We start from the raw sequence: 21,613 nt of genomic DNA, 5'->3' as shown, positions 1-21,613 counted from the left end.
TCTCAGCTACGAAATCGTATATGATCGTTACCTGACAGTGCCGCATCATCGAGGAGGGCACATGCCGGTGGCGATTCCGCCGCGGTTCTCGCGCGTGGACCGATTCGACAGCTTCCGCGACGCCGTCTCGCACACCTTCGTGCCGCTCCAGGTGGAACGTGTCGGACCCGAACCCTTCGACGGCCGGTTACGCAGCGTCGCGCTGGGCGCACTTCAGGTGACCGAAGTCGGGGCCACCCCGCATCTGGTGCACCGGACCCCGGCGCTGATCGCGCGCTCCGATCCCGAGTGCTACAAGCTGGGCGTGCAGTTGCACGGACACTGTCTGCTCACCCAGGACGACCGCGAAACCCGTTTGGCCGAGGGCGATTTCACGATCTACGACACGAGCCGCCCCTACTCCATGGCCTTCGACGGACCCTACCGGCAGTTGGTGCTGATGCTGCCGCGCCGGCTGCTGTGCCTGCCCGAGGACCGGATCGCCGCCGTCACCGCGCGCCGGGTGCCCGGCGACCACGGCGCGGGCGCACTGCTGTCGATGCTGCTGCGCGAACTGGCCGGCCATCTCGACGAGGTGACCGGACCGGCCGAGACGCGTCTGGCCGACAACATCGTCGACCTGCTCGTCACCGTGCTGGCCGGCCGCCTGGACCTGCTCGCCTCGACCCGGACCGCGGTGCGCCGCCCACTGACCGCGCAGGTCATGTCGTACATCGAAGGACACCTCGGCGAGGGCGATCTCTCACCGCAGCGGATCGCCACCGCGCACTACATCTCGACTCGATACCTGCACAAGCTCTTTCACGAGCAGTCGACCACCGTCGCCGGTTGGATCCGGGAGCGGCGGCTGGAACGCTGCCGTCGCGACCTGCGCGACCCGCTGCGCCGCGACCGTTCGATCGCCGCCATCGCCGCGCGCTGGGGTTTTCCCGACCCCGCGCATTTCAGCCGGACCTTCCGCGCCGCCTACGGCATCAGCCCGCACGAGTACCGGTGCGCGCAACGCGCGCAACCGGTCTCGGCTTCGGCTCACGACTCCTGAATGGGATCGGGCAGCTTCCAGCGTTCCGGGCGCGGACGCAGGTAGAGGAGGTAGTAGGCGCAGCCGAGCAGCATCGCGGCGACCGCGACCACCATCTGCTGCCAGGACGCGTCGACGACGCTGTAGGCCGCATAGCCCATGGTCGCGACGACGATGATCGGCGGCAGCGGCCACAGCGGCATTCGATAGCCGCCGCCGGCCGGGCGGCTGCGCACGCGGAATGCGGCCAGCGCCACGAACAGATACACCATGACCAGTCCCGCGCCGGTCGCGGTGATCAGCCAGGTCAGCGGCAAGACGGTCGCCGCGACGGCGGCCAGCGCCCCGACCACGACGGTGGCGACCGCCGGTGTGTGCCAGCGCGGGTGCACACTGGCCAGCGCCCGATCGATCGGGTCGGGCCAGCTCCGGTCGCGCGCCGAGGCGAACAGCAGGCGGGATATCTGCAGGATGATGGCGATCACCGCGTTGACGATGGCGATCGCGATGCCGACGCTCACCAGGGTGTTCACCGCGGATCCGCCGCGTTCGGTGAGGAAGTAGTTCATCGGTGCGGGGCTGGTCAGCAGGTCGGTCATCGACGGGGCGCCGAGGACCACCGCGGCCAGCGGGATGATTTCGATGGCGACGGTGGCGGCCAGGCAGACCATGATCACCCGGCCGATGGTGCGCGTCGCGTTCTTCGTCTCCTCGGCGTAGTAGACCGCGGCGCCGTAGCCGTTGTAGCCGAACAGCGCCACCGGGATGAGCGCGGCCAGCGCGCCCGCGCCCACCGGGGTCGGGCCGGCGTCGGTCATCGTGATCGCGTGCACCCATTCCGACGGCCCGCGTTCGACATTGGTGAAGCCGAGGAACGCCAGCACCGCGATCGCCGCGACCTCGATGAACAGGAAGACGCCGGTGACCCAGGCGTTGGCCTTGATGTTGAGGATCGCGATGCCGGTCGTCACCACGATCACGCCGATGCCCACCCATTTGCCGCCGAGCTGGGGTATCGCGACGCCGAGGTAGTCGCCGGTGCCGAGGGCGATGACCGAGATGATCAGCACCCCGTTCACCAGCGTCAGGGCGAACAGGGCGAACCCGATCGGCCGGCCGAGTAGCCGTGCGGCCCAGGTGTATTCGCCGCCGGTGATCGGATAGGCCGCCGAGAGTTCGGCGTAGCAGAGGCCGATGAACACCGACGCCACCGCGGCGATGGCCAGGGTCAGGACCGACGCACCGCCCGCCGCTAACAGGATCGACGGAATGATGATGAACACGCTCGAGGCCGGCGTCACCGACGACAGCGTGATCAGGATGTTTTCCCCCATGCCCAGCGCGCGTGAGAGCTGCTGGCGGTAGCGGGGGTGTTGATGGTCGTCGTCGGCAGTCTGGCCGGTGGTCTGGGTCGCCATGGCCGGTCCTTTCTTTGATGTACAGTCAAAGAATGACCTATAAGGGCTGAGAAGATCCGGTTTTCGAGGTTACGAATAATTAATTCGTCATCAACATGAGGCAACAGGAGGGGCGGATGGCCCGGCACAAGGATCAGGAGCGGGCGCGGCGGGTGATTCTCGACGCGGCACTGACCGCGGTGTCCGACCGTGGCGTGGGCAAGCTCAAGATCCGCGAGGTCGCCGAGGTCGCGGGAGTGTCCCCGGCGACGGTGCACTACTACTTCGACGATCTCGACAACCTGTTGCGCGAGGTCCACCGCGACGCCAGCGACCGGTTCTTCGGCGGGCGGCTGGCCATGGTCGCGACCATCACCGACGCCCGGGCGAAGATCGGCGCGCTGATCTGGGCGGGTCTGCCCGCCTCGGACGCCGACGAACTGGTCGTCGCGCTGTACCGGCTGGCCGCCTATCGCAGCGTCGCCGCCGAGCACGGCGACCGGATCACCGCGCTGTTCGAGCAGCAGGTCGCGGTGTACATGAGCGCGCTGGAGGTGGGAGTCGCGCAGGGGCACTTCACCATCGATGCGCCGGTCCTGGATGTGGCCGCGAATCTGGTTGCGCTGGAGGACGCCTACGGTCTGCACATCGTCAGCCGCAACCGGTCGATCACGAAAGCCCGTGCCGCCGAACTGATCTGCTCCTATGCGCGGACGGCGACGCACTGCCCCGACATCACCACACCCGAAGGATGAACGATGAATGAAGCATCGCGTAGCGATTCGATGAGGGGTGGTGGCCGGGTGACGGGTGGGCATGAGCATCGATCGTTTTCTCCTGATGGACGACCGCGGGCGCGTGCCCTCGGCCTCGCGCCCAGCGGCACACCGGGTCGGTGGAACGCCGTCACCGATGTGGCCGGTCTCGAGGTCGGGTATCAGACCCTGATCCAGGGGGATGGCCCCTTACGGCGGGGCGAAGGTCCGGTGCGGACCGGCGTGACGGCGATCCTGCCGCGCGGGCGGTCGGGGGTCGGCCGGCCGTGCGCCGCGGGGCGCTACTCGCTCAACGGAAACGGTGAAATGACCGGCACCGCATGGATAGACGAGGTCGGTCAGCTGTCGATGCCGGTCACGATCTCCAACACCCATGCCATCGGCGCCTGCCACACCGGGGCCATCCAGTGGATCAACAACACCCATCCGGCGCTCGCCCGGGAGTGGCTGCTGCCGGTCTGCGCCGAAACCTGGGACGGTTACCTCAACGACATCAACGGTGCGCACGTCACGCCGGAACTCGTTGTCACCGCACTGGATTCGGCCCGGCCCGGTCCGCTCGACGAGGGCTCGGTCGGCGGCGGCACCGGAATGAACTGCTACGCCTTCAAAGGCGGCAGCGGCACCGCGTCCCGACTGGTCGAGTTCGGCGCGCAGACCTACACCGTCGGGGTGTTCCTGCAAGCGAACTTCGGCTCCCGGCGCGAACTCACGATCCGCGGACATCGCGTGGGCGAAGAGCTGGCGGTCGCCAATCCGATGGAATCCACCGACTGGGGCTCCGCGCCCGACCGAATGCCCGCCGCGCCAGGCGGTTCCGGCTCGGTCATCGTCGTCGTCGCGACCGATGCCCCGCTCGATCCGTTGCAGTGCACGGCGATGGCCCGCCGGGTGCCGTTCGGCCTGGCCCGCACCGGCACCACCGGCAGCCTCTTCTCCGGCGACCTGTTCCTCGCCTTCTCCACCGCCGCGGACCGCCCCTCCGACACCGGTTTTCCGCGCGGCGAGCCCACCGCCGCCGACCTCGTCTCCGCCACCCGCCTGCCGTGGAACCGGATGGATCCGATGTACACCGCGGTGGTCGAGGCCGTCGAGGAGGCAGTGCTGAACGCCCTCATCGTGAACGCCTCGATGACCGGCCGGGACGGTCACCACTCACCTGCCCTTCCACATGATCAACTGAAGGCATTGCTGGCCAACGGGTTTCGATAGCCCCGGGTCACCGGCCGGATTCGACGGTGCGTTCGACGAATCCGGCGATCGCCAGCCCGGCGGGATCCGGGCGGCCGTCGTTCTGCACCTCCGCGCCGGCCAGGGTGTCGATGTGCGTGTATCCCGGCAGCATGACGCGCTCGAAATGCGGTGCGTCGGTGAATATCCGCGACGCGACCTCTTGCAGTTCGAGCATGTTGTTGACCACGCTCTTGTCGCCGTTGATGGTGATCATCGGCTTGTCCCGCACCTGGGCCTCGTACCGGATCGGGGCCAGATCGCCGGACCGGGTGCCGCCGAGGGCGAAGAAGGTGTCGTACAGGACCTTTGTCGGGAAGTAGATCTCGGTGAAGCCGAGTGGCCCGGTCAAGGTGCGGGCGAAATCCTTGATATCGACCACTTCGCGCGACGGGTTGGTCCACGCGGTCGTCGGGGTGTCGCGGTAGTTCTGCCACCGGTAGAGCCAGTTGTGATCGGTGGGCGCGATGCGCTTGCCGTGACCGATGGTGGCGGCCAGGAGATTTCCGGCCAGCGGGCCGACGAACGGCACCTGGGTGAGCTGATCGCCCCATTCGCCGGGCACCGGGAACGACTTCTCCGCGACCGGACCGTCGAGGGTGCCGAGGCTGGTCTGATCGAGCCCGATGGTCATCGCGTTGTCGTCGATGATCGCGCCGAGGTAGGCCTCGTTGGTGTAGCGGAAGCTGTCGAGCCCGTTCGCTCCGGTGACGGCGTCGAGCAGATTCGGCGCCGACGTCGTCCGGAAGGTGCTGGCCAGCTGCCAGTCCTGCGGCAGGATCCGGGTGAGGTCGGTCTCCTCGTCCGGCGCGAACCTGGCCGCGAGGCCCGCTATCGTGACCGCGTTGAACGACTTCGGGTTGAACACCGGGACGAGTGCGTTGTCGTTGGGGATCAGTCCGAGCTTCAGGCCGAAAGTCTCGATATCGTAAGGCAATCCGGTGAGCACCGTGGACAGCGCGTTCATCAGCGGATCCACCCTCAACCCGACCACATCCGCGGTGACCACGGTGTCCAGGGCCACGAAGCCCGCGCACTGATTGAATCCGGCGTCCTCCGGCCTGCCGGTGAAGTCCCAGGCGCCGAAGATGCCGGTGATGAGCCCGCCCTGAGAGTGCCCGCCGCACAGGGTCTTCGACTTGCGGAACTCCCGGTCGGGCAGCTCACGCACGAGCAGCTCGTTCATGTCGGTCACGGTCTGCGCCATGCCGAAATCCGCGCCTTGCTTGTCGCCCCACAGGCCACGGAATCCGGCGAACCGCCGGCCGTCGATCTCCTTGTTGTTGTAGTAGTAGTCGACCGCGACGTGATAGTCGCGCGCGGCGACCGCGGCCTCGATACCCGTGTCGTCCTGCTGGCAGACGCCGCGCCGGGCGATCGACCACCATTCCGCCCGCTTGCCCTGACTCTTCAGATCGTTCAACGTATTTCGCGCGACGCGATCGAGCGAGGACGCGCTGCCTGTGGCGCCGGGCTGCATCACGAGCACGGCGTCGGCCTGCTCGGGATCCGCCGGACCGTCGGTGAGCTTGTAGCGCAGATAACTGATCTTCTGGCATTGCGGTGGTTGCGGTCCGGCGCTGAGCAGCATCGGGCTGTCCAGGGTGACCTGGCGGACCTCGATACCGCCCCAGTCGTCCACCACCTGTTCGGTTCGGCCGAGTTCGGCCGGTGCGGCGGCGCAGACCGTCACGCTGCCGATCGACAGCGCGAAAGCCGTTGTCAGCGCGCCCAGTACTCGTGTGTTCGGTGCCACGGACCCTGCTCTCCTGATCAATTGATGAAGCGGAAGCACGCGCGCTGGCCGCGGTCGCCGACGGTGGACGAGGACATGCACACCATCCGGTACTCCTTGGCCGGCCGGTCGGTGAGGATGCCGAAGATGTAGCCGCCCGCGCACTGGTCGATCAGCGGATGAGTCTCCTGCACACCGGATTTCGTCTCGAAGACCAGTGAGCCCTGCGCGCAGTTGTTGGCTAAGAACGGGGCGATATCGGCCAGCCAGCCGATGGTGAGCGCGGGCCACTCCGGATCGACCGCCCATACCGCGCCGTCGAAACTGACCCCCGCGGGGAACTGGTTGGTGTGCTTGAAATCGAAGCCGAGGATGTTGGCGTTGAAGTTGAACGGCGGTAATAACGGTGGCAGAGCGGTTTCCGCGTGGGTGACGGGCGCCGTGCAGACCATCGCCGCGGAGGCCGCGCCGATCAGTCCGGTGAGCAGTCGAATCGTGTTCATATCGGCCGTTTCTCAGTCGTTCGGGAAGCGAAAGCAGGTCTCGGTGCGCTGTTCGGCCACGGTGACCACGCCGCACACCTCGGCGTAGTCACCGGCGGGCCGGGTGGCGATCAGCAGGTAGGGGATCGGCGCGCCACAGCTGGTGCCGACCGGAATCGTCTCGGGTGCACCGGATTTCGGCAGGAAGACGAGCTGGGCGGTGGCGCACACCTGGTCGAACGGGGTGGCGTCGGCGAGTACGCCGAGCACGCCCGGCTGGATCATCGGGTTCAGCGTGGCGATATCGCCGTCGAACAGCGCCCCGTTGGGCACGGTGGTGAAGTGGTTGAGGCTGGTGCCGCCGAAGCTGGTGCCCCAGGACAGGGTCGGCTCGACGGCGTCGGCGCTCGGTGCGCCGGCCACGGCGATTCCGGCCGCCAGCACCGGAATGATCAGCGGGGTCCTCATCGGGCATCGTCCTCCGGGATTCGGTTGAGCAGCACCGCGACGTCCTGGGAGACGGTGCTCATGGTCAGGACGTCGGGGCGGTGCCCTTGGCGCAGTTGCGCGGTTGCGGCGGCCTGCGGTCCGAGGCCGATGGTGTGCTGTTCGACATAGCCGAAGCTGCGGTCGCCGTTGTTGCGGAACAGCATGGCGGTGGACGGAAGATATTGCAGGGCAACCACATCCATTCGCCCGCTGCCGGTGAAATCGCCGATCGCGATGGCGCACGGCGCGATGCCGCCGACGGTCGGCACCGGGGCGGAGAAGTTGCCCCGCCCGTCGCCGTAGTGCACGGAGAAGCCGAACGCCGCGATGTTGGCGGTGATGAGGTCGAGATTGCCGTCGCCGTCCATATCGGCGAGCTTGACGTCCTCGCTGGGCAGGGTCGCGAGATTCCAGCGCGGCGGCAGGAATCCGCCGTGCCGGTCGTTGACCAGCACCCAGACCCCCGAGGTGGCCAGGTCGTGCGAGACCAGATCCGGCCAGCCGTCGTTGTCCACGTCCCCGGCCAGCGCGCTGGCCTTGCCGAGACCCGCGCCGAACCATCGTGGCGGCGCGAAATGCCCGGCGCCGTCGTTGTCCATCAGGCCGACGCCGCCGGGCACCGGGATGAAGGAGTTGATCGCGATGGATGGACGTCCGCTGTGATCGAAGTCGGCGATCGCGAGGCCGAACGGGATGCCGCCGGTGCGGTAGGTGACATCCGGATTGAAATCCGTTGCGTACGTGCGGTCTACGGTGAACCGTCCGTTTCCGTCGTTGAACAGGACGGTGATGCTCAGATAGTTTGTCACCACCAGATCGAGCACGCCGATTCCGCGCAGATCGGCGGCCTGCACGGCGTTCGCGCCGACCTCCGTGCCGATCCATTGGGTCCGGGTCAAATGGCCCTGCCCGTCGCCGCGCAGGATGCCGACCCCGCCGCCGATACCGGTGGCGGCGACGGATTGCCTTCCGTCGCCGAAGAAGTCACCGACGGCGATGGTCTGCGAGCCGACCCCCGCACCGAGGCCGCCGACCGGATACTGCACCGATTCCTCGAAAACCGGGTCGGGTCCGGCCGATCCGGAACCGGATCCGGAGGACGGCTGCGCGAGCGCGCCCGGCATCGAGCCGGCCGCCGCGAGCAGCAGCGTGAACGCGGCGCAGACGGCAGCCGATCGCTGCATGCGTGACATTCCAGCCTTTCTGGTCGGTGTAGTGGCCTGTGCGCCACGGCATTCGGTTCGGCTCATGCTTGCGGTCGGCAGTCGTAGCGCGGACGTCCGTTGAGCGCGTCGATGAACCACTCCGGCCGGATCACCTGGCCGATCGAGGCGCGATCCGGAATCCGCAGGCAGAGGTTGGGACCCGCCGCACCGGCCGGCGCGTACTCGCTGGCGAAGGCCCGGGACAGGCCGACCCGCGGCTTGCTCAGGCTGTCGCACGCGGCGTCGTCGCGATCGGCTCGGCCGTAGCAGTTGAACCAGGCCATCGAGTAGTCCACCGAGAGCGCCGGTCCGCCGAGCGAGCGCGGCACCCCGACCCAGTTGATGGAGTCGCCGTGGCTACCGCTCTCGTAGCTGATCCACTGCACGGGTGCGGTGGTGCCGGACGCGAGGATGTTCCGGTAGCGGTCCATCGTGCCGAAGGGGCCGTCGGTGGCATTGAAGAACGGCTGCGGAAAGTTGGTGATGCCGTAACCGCTCAGACCGGGGATATCGATGTCGGCGGTCTGCATCTGCAAGGGGACGTCGGTGTTCAGCGCCTGGAAGCCGGACATCACCGAGGCCGAGGCGACCCGCGGCAGCGGTTTCCCATCGATGCCATGCCCCTTGACCTGCCAGTCGAGGTAGCTGGACACGCCGACGGCGCCGATCGACTGACCGAACAGCGACACGTGCTCGAGGTCCATCCGGTCGAGCCAGGGGTTGACCATGTTCTTGCCCGCGGGCGCGTACGCGGGGTCGTAGCGGATCAGCCGGGGCGGGGCGACCGCGAGATTGGCCAGCTCGTCGGCCAGGTCGACCACCAGGTTGACCGGTTCGCCGAACACCCAGCGCACGGCGTCCTGTGCGTCGCGGCAGGAGGTCGGCGCGAAGCAGTCCGGGACGCTGAGCAGCGGCACGTACATGTCGAGCAGGCTGCCCGCGCTGCCCGGCTGGCCGGCCTGGGCGACCGTGATCGCGATGAACCCGTTGCGCACCGCCGATTCCGCGTACATCCCGATGTCCAGTTGCTTCTCCGCCGCGCCCGGCAGGCCGACCGCGACCGGGAACTTCGCGTCGGAATTCTCCGCGCCCGGCGGGAACCAGATCTTGGCGGACAGCGGGATGCCACGCGAATTGATGATCTTGAACTTCTTGACCTGGCCGACCTTGAAATCGGCGCCCGAGTCGCCGGGTGCGCAACTGCCCGCGGTGGTTTCGTAGAAGACGCTGCCGTCGGGGTTCAGGCAAGGAAGCCGGAAGGCGGCCTCCTGAAAGCGCGGATCGTCGTAGTTGTCGTCGACCATCGTGTCGGAATCCGGCGCGATGATCACCTGTCCTGCGGTGTCGTCGATGCCGAAGTGCCCGTTGCTGTTCCAGTCCGGTAAGTAGTCCGGATGCGGGGGAAATCCGGCGCTGAAGGGCGGCAGATGGGTGACGGCGTCCCAGACCCGCTGCGCCGCGACCACCAGTCGCTGCTGGGAATCGGGAGCGGTGAAGGTTTCCGGCTTGGTCAGATCCGCGAACGCGTCGGTGAAATGCCCCAGGTTGGTGAGGATCCCGGCCTTGACGAAATAGTCGAGCATGCCCGGCGCCAGCACGTCGCGGACCATGCCGCTGCCGCCGCCGATGAGATTCCAGACCTGTTGCAGCACATAGCTCGGATCCGGCGGCTGCGGCGCGAAATCGGGTTCGGCCGTGGCCGTGGGCAATCCGGCGGCCGCGATGGACAGCGAGGTCACCGCGGCGATGGTGCAGACAGCTCGAGCGAGTGTGCGAGGGTATGGCACCCGGTCCTCCTTGACAGATGTGCGATGCGGCGCGGCGGGCGCCCCCGGGCTGTGCTGTCCGCCCGGCATGGCGTGACCCAGGCTCGCCACTCGACCGTAAGGTCCGGTGACCCAGTAGGTCTCGACCCGATTCGCCACGGGATTGATATCCGGAGCCAAGCGTGCGGTCTTCGGCTAACGCGCAGGCGGGGGCGGCCGATGCCTTCGATCGCCGAGATCGCTGAGCGTGCGTGAGCAATCAGCCTGCCGGGGAGTTGCTGTGCGGATTCGATCATGACGACCCTCGAGGGTCTGGCTGATCTCGTGCCTGGTCGGCCGAAGCGGAAAGCGAGCTGTTCATGACCATTGCCGCGATCGCGAGAGAAGGTATCCGTGCTATAAATGTTTCTAGCGTAATGCTAGTAATGGACATTTGGGACACGGAGTCGATTCGCGCGCCGGTGCGGCGTCTCCGGAGAGGAACGCCGATGCCGCTCGTTGCCCGAAGTCTTCTCGCACGCGGCCTTCTCGGTCGCGCCGCCCTCGCGACGGCGCTGCTGCTCGTTCCCGCAGGACCGGTCGCGGCCGAGCCCGCTGCCGCGGCGGCCGTTGCGGTTTCCGCGGCCGATCTGACCTGGCATGACTATGGCAGCGGCGGGCAGGCTCGGCGGTATCTGCTCTACACGCCGCCTGGACTCGCGCCCGGCAGCCCGGTCGTCGTGTGGCTGCACGGTTGCTGGTTCAGCGGCAGCGACCCAACCGATGCCGAGCGGGTCCAGAGCGCGCTGTCGACGGGGTTCCCCGATCTGGCCGCGGCCAAGGGTTTCGCCGTTGCCTTCCCGCAGCAGCCGAAGTCGGCGAATTCCGACGAGTGCTGGAATTGGTACGACCCGACTCAGCAGTGGGGAGCGAAAGGGGAGGCGGCCACCATCGCCGGGATTACCGGTCAGGTTGTCGATTCATTGCAGGCCGACCCGAAAAAGGTCTATCTGGCCGGACATTCCGCCGGCGGGGCGATGACCGCCGTCGTGGGTTCGGTGTATCCGAACCGGTTCGCCGCCCTCGGGATCAGCGCCGGATTTCCGGCCGACACCGGCCTGGACGCGTTAGGGATGATCGCCGCGGCGAAGATGATCGATCAAGGCGTGCGGCGGATGCCGGTCACCGTGGTCACCGGCGAAAAGGATCCGGTATCGGTGCCGTTGTTCCAGCGCTTGGTGGTCAACGAATGGCGGCACGCCAACGCCTCGGCACGCGCGGGAAGACTCGATCTGATTCCGGCCGTGATCGATGCGATCGCGCCGCCCGCGCCCGACTCGGTGCGGACCTACCCCGGTGGCGACGGCGAATACGCCCGGACCGTCTCGCATTACCGGGTCGGCGACCGGATCACCGTCGACCAATGGATATTCAAGGGCATGGGACACGAATATCCTGGCAAAACCATGACACCCGCGCTGTGGCAGTTCTTCTCGGACAACGGGCCGCGGTAGCCGCGCCCGGGTTCAGTCGTTCTTGGTGACGCGCTCGAGCAGGTATTCGTAAGCCGCGGTGATCCGCTCGTCGAGTTCGGCGACCGGAACGCCGATATCGCGCGCGACCATATCGCGGAAGATCACATACCCGGCGACGGTCGCGGCGGTCAGCACGTTGAGTGCTTCGGCATCGACCTCTTCCGGCAGCGCCCCGTAGGCCTTGTCCCGCTGCAATGCCGCACGCTGCTCGTCGGGTTCGGTGAACAGCGCGAGTTTGTCGTCGCCGTCGAGGGCCAGCAGGGCGGCGAAGGACATCCATTTGCCGGTCAGCGCGGCCTGCATGAGCCGGCGTCGGCGTTCGATGAACGGGAGATCCCAATGCCCGGGAAACTGCGGGGCCAGCTCGGTGAACCGGTGGGTCATGGTGGCCCGCAGCAATTCCTGCCTGCTGCCGTACATCTGATAGATCTGCCCGCGGTTGACCTTCGCTTCGGCGGCCACCTCGTTCAAATTCAATCCGGCCAGCACACCGTCGCGTTCGAGCAATCGCTCGACGGCATCGAACAGGTCCGATTCGGTACGCGCGCGGTCCCGCGGCTTGCGCGAGCGCGGTGTGGTCGGATCATCCATAGCCGGAATTTTGCCCTATTCGCCGCTCGCCCCCGCAGCCGCCGTGGGTCGCAGCCGATCGCGCGTTATCCGGGCAACCCGACGCCGTGCGCCAGCACGGGCCAGGAGCGAACCAGTGCGTCGTACCAGTAACCCCAGGAATGGGTTCCGGTGGGCGTGAAGTCGTACGTCGCGGGAATGCCGAGGGAGTTCAGGCGGGACTGCAGGTTGTGCGTGCAATAGTTCGTCGCGGCCTCGATGACGCCGCCGACGGTGAGCTGGTTGGCCAGGCCGCCGACGCCGGGCAGGCTGAACGGACCGTCGAGGGTGTCGTTGGGGCCGGGGAGTCCGGAGCCGCTGGACACGAACAGGTCGAGGCCGCGCAGCTGGTCGGCGTGTACGTAGGGATCGTTCGCGGCCCACATCGGGTCCGCTTGCGGTCCATACATGTTCGCGACCTGGCCGTGGCCGGCGTCGACGGTCGTCTGGACGAATGCGTAGCCGAGGGGATCGCTGATCTGCGCACAGCCGCTGTAGGCCGCCACGGATTGATACAGGCCCGGTGCGGCGATCGGTAGTTGCAGAACCGACGTGCCCGAGGTGGAAAGTCCCGCAATGGCGTTTCGCCCGTTGGCGTTCAGTGCGCTATCGATCAGCGGTGGTAGTTCCTCGGTGAGAAAGGTCTTCCATTTGTTCACGCCCAGAACGGGATCCGGGGCCTGCCAGTCGGTGTAGTAACTGAACTCGCCACCGATCGGCTGCACCACGTTGATGTCCTTGGTTGCGAGGAACTGCAAGCCCTGCGGTGCCTTGTGGTCCCAATTCGCGCCGCCGACACCGCCGTCGGCGCCGTTGAGCAGATAGAGCACGGGCCGGGGTTCGGACGGGTCGGCCGGGCGCTGTACCTCGACGGTGATCGGCCGGTCCATGGCGGCGGAGTAAACCGTCAGGCTCAGGTGGTTCGCGTCGACCACGGTGCGCCCGGTGAGGTGCGATCCGTCGGGTGCGGCCGAATCGGTCAGCGGCGCATCGGGGTTCATGACCGGATCGACGACCTCGGCGCGGGCCGGCGCGGCAATCGTCAGCAACATCGCCGCCAGCGCGCAACCGCCGGTGAAGGTCTGGCGAATCCGGTTCCGTCGCATAATCTTTCGGCTTTCACATCGCGAGGTCGAGTCGCCTCGATGGCGGAGCGATCTGCTGAACGGGCCGACCTCGCGCAGGGGGATACGAGGCCGGCCCTGGCTCAGATCAGCGACCGAAAGATCCGGTCCACAGGGTGTTTCCGATTCCGCCGAACAGGGCTCCGATCGTGTTGAGGAGCCCGGACAGCGCGGCGCTTCCGGTGTCTAGGACGAGTGGGATCAAGGTTCTTACCTTCCTTCGGGACTGCTTACTGGAAATGACTTGCGGTACCGAAGGTAGCGAGCCTTCCCGCTATTTACTAGCGTTCTGCTAGTATGATTAGAATCACAGCTAACATTTGGCAAAGGAATGACGATGGGTGGTCCGCGGCTCGGTTCGAGCATCTGGGTGTGTGTCTCAGACATGGGGTGGCACAATGCTTTTGTCGTTCTGCCCAGCTGAGGTCGGCGTGCTTGCTACGTTTCGCCAAATCGGGTGGGTGGCTGGTTGGCAAGTCGATGAGGACTACGCGAATGTTCGACTGGGATCTGCTGCGCAACACCTCCAGCGTCCACATCGTGACGCGGTTGGCGCAGGAGCGGGGGATGGCCCCGGTGGAGTGCCTGGCGGGCACCGGTCTGCGACCGGAATCGGTGGACGATCCGAATGCCGAGGTCACCGCGCGCCAAGAGGTGATGGTGGTGCGGAATCTGCTGGCTCGGTTCGGCGCCGAGCCGGGGTTGGGTGTCGTGGCCGGCGGCCGGTATCACATCTCCATGTACGGGCCGTGGGGTCTGGCCTTGCTGAGCAGCCGCACGCTGCGGGAGGCGGTGGAGGTGGCGCTGCGCTACGTCGGGCTGGCCTTCGCGTTCGGCGAGTTGTCGTTCGAGGAATCCGGTGGCGAGGCGCGGTTGGTGCTCGACGATCACGAGATGCCCGAGGACGTGCGGGCGTTCCTGACCGAGCGGGTGCTGACCGGTATTCAGACGATCGGCCGCGAGTTGTTCACCGTCGGTGTCCCGGCCACCCGGGTCCGATTCCGTCATCCCGGACCGGCCGACACCACTCGCTATCTCGAAATGTTCGGTGTGGAGCCGATGTTCGCCGCACCGGTCAACGAGTTCGCCTTCGACGCCGCCTATCTCGACGCCCCCTTGCCGCAGGCCAACGAATGGGCCAGGCAGGCGTATGTGCAGTTGTGCCGGGATCTGCTCGACGACCGTCAGGCCCGGATCGGCATCGCGGGTGCGGTGCGGGAACTGCTGGTGCGCGATCCCGGTGAGATTCCGGATCAGGTGCAGGTCGCCGCGGAACTGTTCATGAGCCCGCGCACGCTTTCGCGGCGGCTGAACGACGAGGGCGTGTCGTTCCGGGCGCTGCTGGACGAGGTGCGACAGACCCTGGCGCTCGGCCTGCTGGACCGGACCGATATGACCACCGAGCAGGTGGCCATGCGCCTCGGCTATTCGGAGTCGGCCTCGTTCATCCGGGCCTTCCGGCGCTGGAAAGGGTATCCGCCGCAGGAGTATCGCAGCCGTGGCGATGCTGCCGCCGCGGTTCCCGAACTGGTCGGCTAGATTTCGCGATCCGTCGGAAAGTGTCAATCGAACGTCGCTTCGGGTGCTGTCCGGTCCCCGCCGCGCACCATAGTGTTCGGCGGGAAGAGGGTGACCCGAAGGACGTGACGTGGCTGATTCCCTATCCGCTCCAGCGGGATTCGACTTCGACTGGCTCGTGGTCGGCAGCGGGTTCGGCGCGAGCGTGTGCGCGCTGCGGTTGTCGCAGAAGGGATATCGGGTCGGCATACTCGAACAGGGCCGGCGTTTCGCGGATCACGAGTTCGCCGAACGGGCCGGGCAGCTGCGGCGATTCGTGTGGTTGCCGATGCTGGGATTGCGCGGAATCCTGCGGCTGGCGCCGTATCGGCATGCGACGGTGCTGGCCGGGGTCGGCGTCGGCGGCGGCAGCCTCGTGTACGCGAATACGATGTATCGACCGCAGAGCGACGATTTCTACCGGCATCCGCAGTGGGGCGAACTGGCCGATTGGCGGGCGGAATTGGCGCCGCACTTCGAGACGGCGTCGCGGATGTTCGGCGTGCGGCCGTACGCGGGGGAGCGGCCGGTCGACGCCCTGATGCGGGAGCTGGCCGCGGATCTCGGTGTGCCACAGGGATATCGGAATACGCCGGTCGCGGTGTTTCTCGGGGCGCCGGGCGAGACCGTGCCCGACCCCTACTTCGGTGGTGCCGGGCCGGCGCGGACCGGCTGCGTGCATTGCGGGCAGTGCATGCTCGGCTGCCGCTACGGCGCGAAGAACACGCTGCCGAAGAATTATCTGTGGCTGGCGGAAAAGGCCGGCGCCACAATAACTCCCGACCTGAAGGTGGTCGATATCGTTCCGATTCCGGCGGGCGGCTATCGGGTGCGTGCCCGCAAGCCCGGCTCCTGGCGGCGGCGATCGCGCGAATTCACCGCCGGCGGTGTCGTTGTCGCGGCAGGTGCGCTCGGCACGAACGAACTGCTGAGCGCGTGCAAACGCAAGGGATCGCTGCCCGGCTTATCGGCCCGGCTCGGTGAAATGGTGCGTACCAACGACGAATCGATTCCGGCGGCGTCCACCGGTGCCACGGCCGACTATCGCAGCGATATCGCCATCACCTCGAGCATCTTCCTCGACGGCCACACCCACATCACCAACAACACCTACGGCGACGGTGGTGGCTTGCTCGCGCTGGCCTACGGGCCCGCCACGTCCGCTCGCTCAGTGCCGGGCCGCTGGGGCGAATTCCTGTGGCGTTACCCGGGATATCTGGCGCAGGTGCTGATCCGGGGGAAGTGGTCGCGGCGCACCGTGATCTTCACGGTGATGCGGGGAACCGATGTCTCGCTGCGGCTGCGCCGCGGGTTCGGTCCGGGGCGGCTGCGCACGGAGTCCACCGGCTCCGGCGCAGGAGGGGAATCCGCCGTGGACGTCGCTCGTCGGGTGGCTCGGCTGGCTGCGGCCAGAATGCGTGGCCGTCCGCTGGCCGCGCTCGGCGAGACCCTCGGCTCTGCGCCGATGACCGCGCATTTCCTGGGCGGCGCGGTGATCGGCGCGGACGCCGAGCACGGTGTGATCGACCGATATCACCGGGTTTTCGGCTACCCGAACCTGCTCGTGTGCGACGGCTCGGCGGTGCCGGCGAACGTCGGCGTGAATCCGAGCCTGACGATCTGCGCCATGGCCGAGGCGGCGATGGCGCAGGTGCCGCACGCGCGATCCGGTCAGGGGTCGAGCAGATACTGAGCGACGATGTAGCCGGAGTTCCCGGAGACGCCCGCGCCGGGCCAGGTGCCCGCGCCGAGTACGTAGAGATTGGGTATGAAGGTGCGGTGCCCCGGGGCGGCGGCGATCGGACGCAGCGCGAAGCTCTGGGCGAGATCCTGGGCGCCGCCGTAGGGGTCGCCCGGACCGCTGTTGGGGTTGAACGCGGCGAGCGTGACGGGGGTGACGATCGCCCGGTTGACGATCGTCGAGGTCAAGCCGGGGACATGCCGTTCGACGACCTCGAGCACCCGATCGGCGAAACGGTTCACCACATCGGTGTTCCAGGTGCCGTCGGTGGTGATCAATCCCGCCGCGTCGCCGCGCGGCCGGGTGGGCACATCGGTGACCTGGACGCGCAACACACTGGTACCGGCCGGGGCCCGGGTCGGATCGTGTGCGGTCGGGCAGTCGACGGTCATCGTCGGCCACGCGGGCAGCAGGCCGGCCCGCGCCTGCGCGACATGCAGCGACAGTCCGTCGAGGGAATCGGTGAGGAACGGCTGGCCGATCCGCTCGAACCGCTTGTCCGTCCAGGGAATCGGCGCCGAGGTGGCGAGGTGCAGCTGGAACAGCCCGGTGCCGTAGCGGTATCGGCGGGCCTGCGCCAGAATGCGTTCGGGCACATCGGCTTCCGCGAGCAACCACTCGTAGAGCTGGTCGGGATTCACCGAGGCGACGACGCTGTTGCGGGCCCGGTACCCGCTGCCGTCGGACAGTTGAACGCCGACCGCGCGCCCGTCGGCGACCCGGATCCGGGTGACGGTGGCGCCGGTCTGCACGACACCGCCGTTGTCGGTGATGATGCCGCCGAGCGCCTCGGCGAGTTTGCCGATGCCGCCCTGCGGAATCGGATTGCCGGCCGCGGTGAAGCCGAGCGGGAAGATCGTCGTCCAGAACGCGCCGCCCGCGTCGTCCGGCCCGTGACTCACGTGCGCCGGCCAGGAGCCGAGAAGGCTTCGCATGGCCGGAGATTCGACCTCCGACACGGCCGAGCGCGCGCTGTCCACCGCGGTTTCGGCGATCTCGGACCAGCCCTTGCCGTCGCTGACCAACCGGGCCAGGGTGGCTCGGGCCGCATCCGCGGTCAGGTCCTGGCTCATCAGCCCGAAGGCGTCGCCCGTCGCGGGGCCAAGCGCCGAGACGATCTCGGCGACCGCCGAGCTGTCGCCCGGATGCAGCCGTTCGGCCTCTTCGGCCAGCGCCACGGGATCGCGGGGGAACACCGCGGTGGTGCCGTCTTCCATCGACACACCTGTCGGGAATTCGGGTTGCAGGATCTCCAAGCCCTGCTTCTGCAGGTCCTGCCCGAGGTCGCGCCAGGCGGGACCACTGACGAACAGGGGGACCGCGGAGGAGAACGGGTCGTAGGTCACCCCCGGCGCCAACTCGGCGCTGCGGACGAATCCGCCGACCCGATCGTTGCGATCGATGACGAGGACCTCGTATCCGGCTCTGCTGAGATAGGCCGCCGCGACCAGCGCGTTATGGCCGCCGCCGACGAAGATGTGGTCGAAAGTCTGCATACCGCCAAGTCGACCAGCCGCACCGGTGCGCCGTCGAGATCTGTTGTCACTCAACGGACCGGCTCCGGATCCGGCTTGGTGGCGACCACGATCTCGAACGGTCCGGGGAGCACCTCGACGTCGCGGAAACCGACGTCACCGAGCAATTCGAGATAGTCGGTCACCGCGCGCAGCATGCTGGCGCAGGTGTCGACGCCGATCAGGAAATACGACCAGAAGAACTGCCGGGCGAGCCGCTCGGCGTCCCGGAATTCCTCGCAGATGAGGACTCGCCCGCCCGGCGGGAGAGCGCGGTAGGCGTTGGTCAGAAGTTCGCGGGCCTGCTGCCGTGGCCAATCGTGCAGTACCCGCACGAAGGACAGGACGTCGTATCCGGACGGGAGCGGCTCGGCGAGGAAGTCGCCGCCGACGAAGCCGAGCCGGTCGCGGTGGTCCGACTCTGCCCGGGTCCGGTCCACGAGGGGGCGCAGGGCTGGAAGGTTGTAGACGTCGACGTGCAATCCGGGGTTGTCGTGCAGCAGGCTTACCGCCAGCGTGCCGTCACCGCCGCCCACATCGAGCAGCCGCAGTTCGCCGTCCGTGTGCCACAGCGCGGTGTGGGTGCGGAAAGCCTCGGCGATGGGGCCGATTCCGGCTGCCATGCTCTGCTCGAAGCCCGCGACCTGGTCGGCGTTGTCGAGCGGCCAGGTGAATGCTTCCGGTGGCATGCTGTGCTCGCCGCGGAGCACGTCGGGCAGTCTGCCGTACAGCGTTCGCCACGGGTAGCCGTCGCGGTCCCGTTCGAGCGAGGCCGGGCCTAGGACATCGGCCACGGCGGCGCACGCGCCCTCGCGCGACTGAAATGCGTTGCCGTGCAGTTCGTCCGCGGAGGTTCTGGTGACGAGGCCGAGGCATTCGAGGCAGTCGAGGAGCTTGTACAGGCGGGCCGGGACCAGCTCGAATCGAGCGCACAGCGCGCCGAGGGTGACGGGCCCGGCTTCCAGCGCGTCGAGGATGCCCATTTCCCACGCGGTGCGCACGACGTCGATTGCCTTGTCTGCGTTGAAGAGCAGGCTCATCAAGGCCCGGGGCGAGATGACGAGCGGGTTCATCCGCGCAATGCTGTTCGCTCGGCGATCACCGCGTCCATGAACGCGTCGACCTCGTCGAGGGTGTTGTACGCGTGCGGGGCCACCCGCATGCCCTCGCGCCAGCTACAGACCAGGCCGCGCGCGGCCAACCGCTTGCGCACCGTCTCGTCGCCCGGAAAAGCCAGGCAGACGACGCCGCCGCGCTGCCGCACCGCTCGCGGGGTGCGGACCGGGATGCCCGCGTCGGCGGCCCGGGTCAGGATGCGATCGGTGCAGCGCAGCGAATGCTCGCGGATCGATTGTGTGCCGACTGCGGCAAGCAGTTCGAGGCCGACCCGGGAGATCATGGCGGTGAGCGGGATCGGTGTGCCGCCGGCCAGGCGCTGCGCGTCTGGTGCCCAGTCCTCGGCCGGGCGGAAGGACAGTGGGTCTCGGCCGGCGAACCATCCGGTGGCCGCGGGGCGCAGCGTCGGCAGGAGTTCCTTGCGCGCGTAGAGGAATGCGGTGTGTGCCCCGCACATCCATTTGCCCGCGCCGCCGAGGACGAAATCAATACCGAGCGCCCGCACGTCCAGCGGTACTACGCCGACGGTTTGGAAGGTGTCCGCGATGACCAGCGCGCCCATCTCGTGCGCGCGCTCGACGATGCGTTCGAGGTCGAGTAGCGCACCGGTGGTGTAGGTGCCGTGCGCGACGCAGACCAGCAAGGTGCGCTCGTCGATAGCGGAAACCACTGCGTCGGTGTCGAAGTCGACCACCACCCGTTCGGCGCCGTATCTGGCGAAGCCCTGCCACAGGAACGGCACGGTGGGGAATTCACTGTCGGTGGTGAGCACCTGGGTGCGCTCGCCGCGGAAGTCGAAACAGGTGGCGAGCCGGCCGAGCAAGGTGGTCAGATTGGTGTCGGTGACCACCGTTCCCGTTGGGGCCCCGAGGAATTCGGACAGGGTGCGAATATAGGCGGCGAGTTCGTCGAGCCAACCGCCCCACGCGTCGTCACGCCAGGCGCGCATCGTGTCCCAGTAGCGATCGAGCACCTGCTGCACGCCGCGGGGCAGCGCGCCTGTCGAGTTGCTGTTCAGGTAGACGCAGGTCTCGAGCACCGGGAACTCCGCGCGCAGCGATCGGAGCGGGGTCGGCGCGTTCATCGGGTCCGCGACCGCCTCGCCGCGCCCGGCGCGTATCCGCCTGCGCGACTCCAGTTTTCGGTCAGCTCGGTTCTGACCTGCCACAGCGTGCGGAACAGCGGCTTGGTCATCCGCCCGGTCAGTACCCTGGTCGGCACCCCGTCCAGGGCGTTCACCCCGTGGCCGATGCCGATCGTCCGGCGCACCAGCATGAAATGGGTGACGAGCCACAGCTGGAACCGCTCGTCGAGGTCGAGCAGCAGTTCGCAGATTCGCTCGAGCGCGGGCTGTGCGGTCGCGTAGACCTCCGCGATGCGGACGCCGCGGCGGTCGAGCAGCCGCTCCAGTGCCGCGCCGACCTGTTCGGCGGCGGTGAGGACCGCGTTGTAACCGGGGGATTCCTGGCCGCTGCCGTTACCGAGGCTGCGCCGGATGATCTGGTAGGTCTCCGGCGTCATGGTCTCCAGGACGCGCAGCTCCCGGGCCAGGCATTCGGCGATCCGGATCGTCCGGTCCAGCCGCGCGGACACCTCCCACAGCTCGTCCAGGTCCAATTCGCCGACCACCCCGGCGAGTTCGTGGGCCAGCAACTTGAGCCAGACCTCCTGAGCCTGATGCACGATCTGGAACATCAGTTCATCGGAGTCGGTGAGCCGGCCGACCTCCGTCTGCAACGACAACAGCTCGCCGGTGCGCAGATAGACCTCGTAGTCGGTGGTGCCGTCGCCGACCCACGCCTTCAGTACCGTATTGAACATCGGTTTGGACAGCGCTTCGCGTAACCGGTCCTCCGCCGTGTTTCCCTCGATCGTGGACAAGACGCCCCCTCCTGGCAATTGCCGAAATAGCTTGCGCCACAGTCGCATATCGGCACTCGCGGACACATCCCCGCGGTCCGTCCACCGGATCGGCCAGCCTGCCCCCGATTTTCGGGGCCCCGGCAGCTCCCCGGGAATCGGTCGAAACCGGTTGCCGGGAAGCCCTTTCGACGGGTGGTTATCCTTCGAGCTCGTCGATCAGAATTCCGCCGTCCCGGTTGCCGCAGTTGCAGACGCAGTATCCGCAGGTGCAACAACCGCTGCAGTCGCACGGCGGGATCAGGCCCGACGGGGCCGAGCGGTCCTCGGCCATGGTCAGGTCTTCTGGCTCGAGATTCAGCAATTCGAGGGCGAGTTTCGCCGAAATGGTAGGCATGCGCCGGTCCTCTCCTGGAATGGGTTGAGCAGGAATGTCGAATATGCGCGTCGCGTCGTCCCGGTCGACAGGGCAGATGT

At 67.6% G+C, this 21,613-nt stretch carries 19 protein-coding genes; 6 read left to right on the top strand and 13 right to left on the bottom strand.

The window, feature by feature from the left end:
* Nucleotides 1–61 precede the first annotated feature (61 nt).
* Nucleotides 62–1,042, top strand: a complete 981-nt coding sequence (locus F3087_RS36955; protein WP_223885630.1) for an AraC-like ligand-binding domain-containing protein — start codon at nt 62–64, stop codon at nt 1,040–1,042.
* Here F3087_RS36955 and F3087_RS36950 read toward each other — a convergent pair.
* Entirely contained in the window at nt 1,030–2,439 is a 1,410-nt protein-coding gene (locus F3087_RS36950) for an APC family permease (protein ID WP_150406780.1), read from the bottom strand. The genes F3087_RS36955 and F3087_RS36950 overlap by 13 nt on opposite strands.
* A 116-nt stretch (nt 2,440–2,555) precedes the next feature.
* Between F3087_RS36950 and F3087_RS36945 the strand changes: the two genes are divergently transcribed.
* Nucleotides 2,556–3,173 carry a TetR/AcrR family transcriptional regulator gene (locus F3087_RS36945; RefSeq protein ID WP_150406779.1) on the top strand — a complete coding sequence of 206 codons (618 nt, stop codon included), beginning with the start codon at nt 2,556–2,558 and terminating at the stop codon, nt 3,171–3,173.
* Between the two features lie 3 nt (nt 3,174–3,176).
* On the top strand, nt 3,177–4,406 hold the full coding sequence (locus tag F3087_RS36940) for a DmpA family aminopeptidase (RefSeq protein ID WP_317983953.1): 1,230 nt from the start codon (nt 3,177–3,179) through the stop codon (nt 4,404–4,406).
* A 7-nt stretch (nt 4,407–4,413) separates the two neighbouring features.
* On the opposite strand, the gene F3087_RS36935 is transcribed toward F3087_RS36940, so the two are convergent.
* The 5 genes from F3087_RS36935 to F3087_RS36915 form a co-directional block, all read right to left on the bottom strand.
* On the bottom strand, nt 4,414–6,180 hold the full coding sequence (locus F3087_RS36935) for a hypothetical protein (RefSeq protein WP_150406778.1): 1,767 nt from the start codon (nt 6,178–6,180) through the stop codon (nt 4,414–4,416).
* Between the two features lie 17 nt (nt 6,181–6,197).
* The gene (locus F3087_RS36930; RefSeq protein ID WP_150406777.1) at nt 6,198–6,662 is read right to left on the bottom strand and encodes a hypothetical protein; all 465 of its coding nucleotides are present in this window, start codon (nt 6,660–6,662) and stop codon (nt 6,198–6,200) included.
* Nucleotides 6,663–6,674: 12 nt separating this feature from the next.
* Nucleotides 6,675–7,109, bottom strand: coding sequence for a hypothetical protein (locus tag F3087_RS36925; protein WP_150406776.1), 435 nt, complete (start codon nt 7,107–7,109; stop codon nt 6,675–6,677).
* Nucleotides 7,106–8,314 carry an FG-GAP repeat domain-containing protein gene (locus tag F3087_RS36920; protein ID WP_191094330.1) on the bottom strand — a complete coding sequence of 403 codons (1,209 nt, stop codon included), beginning with the start codon at nt 8,312–8,314 and terminating at the stop codon, nt 7,106–7,108. The genes F3087_RS36925 and F3087_RS36920 overlap by 4 nt, the downstream gene beginning before the upstream one ends.
* A 62-nt stretch (nt 8,315–8,376) precedes the next feature.
* Nucleotides 8,377–10,122 carry a hypothetical protein gene (locus F3087_RS36915; RefSeq protein WP_150406774.1) on the bottom strand — a complete coding sequence of 582 codons (1,746 nt, stop codon included), beginning with the start codon at nt 10,120–10,122 and terminating at the stop codon, nt 8,377–8,379.
* 467 nt (nt 10,123–10,589) lie between these two features.
* Between F3087_RS36915 and F3087_RS36910 the strand changes: the two genes are divergently transcribed.
* Entirely contained in the window at nt 10,590–11,594 is a 1,005-nt protein-coding gene (locus tag F3087_RS36910) for an extracellular catalytic domain type 1 short-chain-length polyhydroxyalkanoate depolymerase (RefSeq protein WP_191094329.1), read from the top strand.
* Nucleotides 11,595–11,606: 12 nt separating this feature from the next.
* Here F3087_RS36910 and F3087_RS36905 read toward each other — a convergent pair whose 3' ends face one another.
* Nucleotides 11,607–12,206: a TetR/AcrR family transcriptional regulator gene (locus F3087_RS36905; RefSeq protein WP_150406772.1), complete on the bottom strand. Its 600-nt coding sequence runs from the start codon at nt 12,204–12,206 to the stop codon at nt 11,607–11,609.
* Between the two features lie 65 nt (nt 12,207–12,271).
* On the bottom strand, nt 12,272–13,330 hold the full coding sequence (locus F3087_RS36900) for an alpha/beta hydrolase (protein ID WP_396897605.1): 1,059 nt from the start codon (nt 13,328–13,330) through the stop codon (nt 12,272–12,274).
* A gap of 513 nt (nt 13,331–13,843) precedes the next feature.
* Here F3087_RS36900 and F3087_RS36895 point away from each other — a divergent pair.
* Nucleotides 13,844–14,887: an AraC family transcriptional regulator gene (locus F3087_RS36895; RefSeq protein WP_150406771.1), complete on the top strand. Its 1,044-nt coding sequence runs from the start codon at nt 13,844–13,846 to the stop codon at nt 14,885–14,887.
* A 109-nt stretch (nt 14,888–14,996) separates the two neighbouring features.
* Nucleotides 14,997–16,598 (top strand): FAD-dependent oxidoreductase, encoded by a 1,602-nt coding sequence (locus tag F3087_RS36890; RefSeq protein ID WP_150406770.1) that lies wholly within the window; start codon nt 14,997–14,999, stop codon nt 16,596–16,598.
* Here F3087_RS36890 and F3087_RS36885 read toward each other — a convergent pair.
* The 5 genes from F3087_RS36885 to F3087_RS36865 all read right to left on the bottom strand — a co-directional run bounded on the left by F3087_RS36885 (nt 16,577) and on the right by F3087_RS36865 (nt 21,533).
* On the bottom strand, nt 16,577–18,142 hold the full coding sequence (locus F3087_RS36885; RefSeq protein ID WP_150406769.1) for a phytoene desaturase family protein: 1,566 nt from the start codon (nt 18,140–18,142) through the stop codon (nt 16,577–16,579). The genes F3087_RS36890 and F3087_RS36885 overlap by 22 nt on opposite strands.
* A 50-nt stretch (nt 18,143–18,192) precedes the next feature.
* The gene (locus F3087_RS36880; protein WP_150406768.1) at nt 18,193–19,233 is read right to left on the bottom strand and encodes a methyltransferase; all 1,041 of its coding nucleotides are present in this window, start codon (nt 19,231–19,233) and stop codon (nt 18,193–18,195) included.
* Nucleotides 19,230–20,360 carry an aminotransferase class V-fold PLP-dependent enzyme gene (locus F3087_RS36875; protein ID WP_150406767.1) on the bottom strand — a complete coding sequence of 377 codons (1,131 nt, stop codon included), beginning with the start codon at nt 20,358–20,360 and terminating at the stop codon, nt 19,230–19,232. The genes F3087_RS36880 and F3087_RS36875 overlap by 4 nt, the downstream gene beginning before the upstream one ends.
* Nucleotides 20,357–21,157 carry a tryptophan 2,3-dioxygenase family protein gene (locus F3087_RS36870; RefSeq protein WP_150406766.1) on the bottom strand — a complete coding sequence of 267 codons (801 nt, stop codon included), beginning with the start codon at nt 21,155–21,157 and terminating at the stop codon, nt 20,357–20,359. The genes F3087_RS36875 and F3087_RS36870 overlap by 4 nt, the downstream gene beginning before the upstream one ends.
* Before the next feature lie 178 nt (nt 21,158–21,335).
* Nucleotides 21,336–21,533 carry a hypothetical protein gene (locus F3087_RS36865; protein WP_150406765.1) on the bottom strand — a complete coding sequence of 66 codons (198 nt, stop codon included), beginning with the start codon at nt 21,531–21,533 and terminating at the stop codon, nt 21,336–21,338.
* Nucleotides 21,534–21,613 lie beyond the last annotated feature (80 nt).

This window comes from Nocardia colli, from assembly GCF_008704205.1.
Lineage (GTDB): Bacteria > Actinomycetota > Actinomycetes > Mycobacteriales > Mycobacteriaceae > Nocardia > Nocardia colli.
The sequence above is the reverse complement of the archived record's forward strand: the minus strand, read 5'-3'. Positions and strand labels throughout refer to the sequence as shown.

Excerpts from the sequence above, each read along its gene's own strand:
- F3087_RS36895 (WP_150406771.1), top strand. The coding sequence starts at position 13,844 with ATGTTCGACTGGGATCTGCTGCGCAACACCTCCAGCGTCCACATCGTG.
- F3087_RS36910 (WP_191094329.1), top strand. The coding sequence starts at position 10,590 with ATGCCGCTCGTTGCCCGAAGTCTTCTCGCACGCGGCCTTCTCGGTCGC.
- F3087_RS36925 (WP_150406776.1), bottom strand. The coding sequence starts at position 7,109 with ATGAGGACCCCGCTGATCATTCCGGTGCTGGCGGCCGGAATCGCCGTG.
- F3087_RS36900 (WP_396897605.1), bottom strand. The coding sequence starts at position 13,330 with ATGCGACGGAACCGGATTCGCCAGACCTTCACCGGCGGTTGCGCGCTG.
- F3087_RS36955 (WP_223885630.1), top strand. The coding sequence starts at position 62 with ATGCCGGTGGCGATTCCGCCGCGGTTCTCGCGCGTGGACCGATTCGAC.
- F3087_RS36950 (WP_150406780.1), bottom strand. The coding sequence starts at position 2,439 with ATGGCGACCCAGACCACCGGCCAGACTGCCGACGACGACCATCAACAC.
- F3087_RS36880 (WP_150406768.1), bottom strand. The coding sequence starts at position 19,233 with ATGAACCCGCTCGTCATCTCGCCCCGGGCCTTGATGAGCCTGCTCTTC.
- F3087_RS36920 (WP_191094330.1), bottom strand. The coding sequence starts at position 8,314 with ATGCAGCGATCGGCTGCCGTCTGCGCCGCGTTCACGCTGCTGCTCGCG.
- F3087_RS36940 (WP_317983953.1), top strand. The coding sequence starts at position 3,177 with ATGAATGAAGCATCGCGTAGCGATTCGATGAGGGGTGGTGGCCGGGTG.
- F3087_RS36905 (WP_150406772.1), bottom strand. The coding sequence starts at position 12,206 with ATGGATGATCCGACCACACCGCGCTCGCGCAAGCCGCGGGACCGCGCG.
- F3087_RS36885 (WP_150406769.1), bottom strand. The coding sequence starts at position 18,142 with ATGCAGACTTTCGACCACATCTTCGTCGGCGGCGGCCATAACGCGCTG.
- F3087_RS36930 (WP_150406777.1), bottom strand. The coding sequence starts at position 6,662 with ATGAACACGATTCGACTGCTCACCGGACTGATCGGCGCGGCCTCCGCG.
- F3087_RS36945 (WP_150406779.1), top strand. The coding sequence starts at position 2,556 with ATGGCCCGGCACAAGGATCAGGAGCGGGCGCGGCGGGTGATTCTCGAC.
- F3087_RS36875 (WP_150406767.1), bottom strand. The coding sequence starts at position 20,360 with ATGAACGCGCCGACCCCGCTCCGATCGCTGCGCGCGGAGTTCCCGGTG.
- F3087_RS36865 (WP_150406765.1), bottom strand. The coding sequence starts at position 21,533 with ATGCCTACCATTTCGGCGAAACTCGCCCTCGAATTGCTGAATCTCGAG.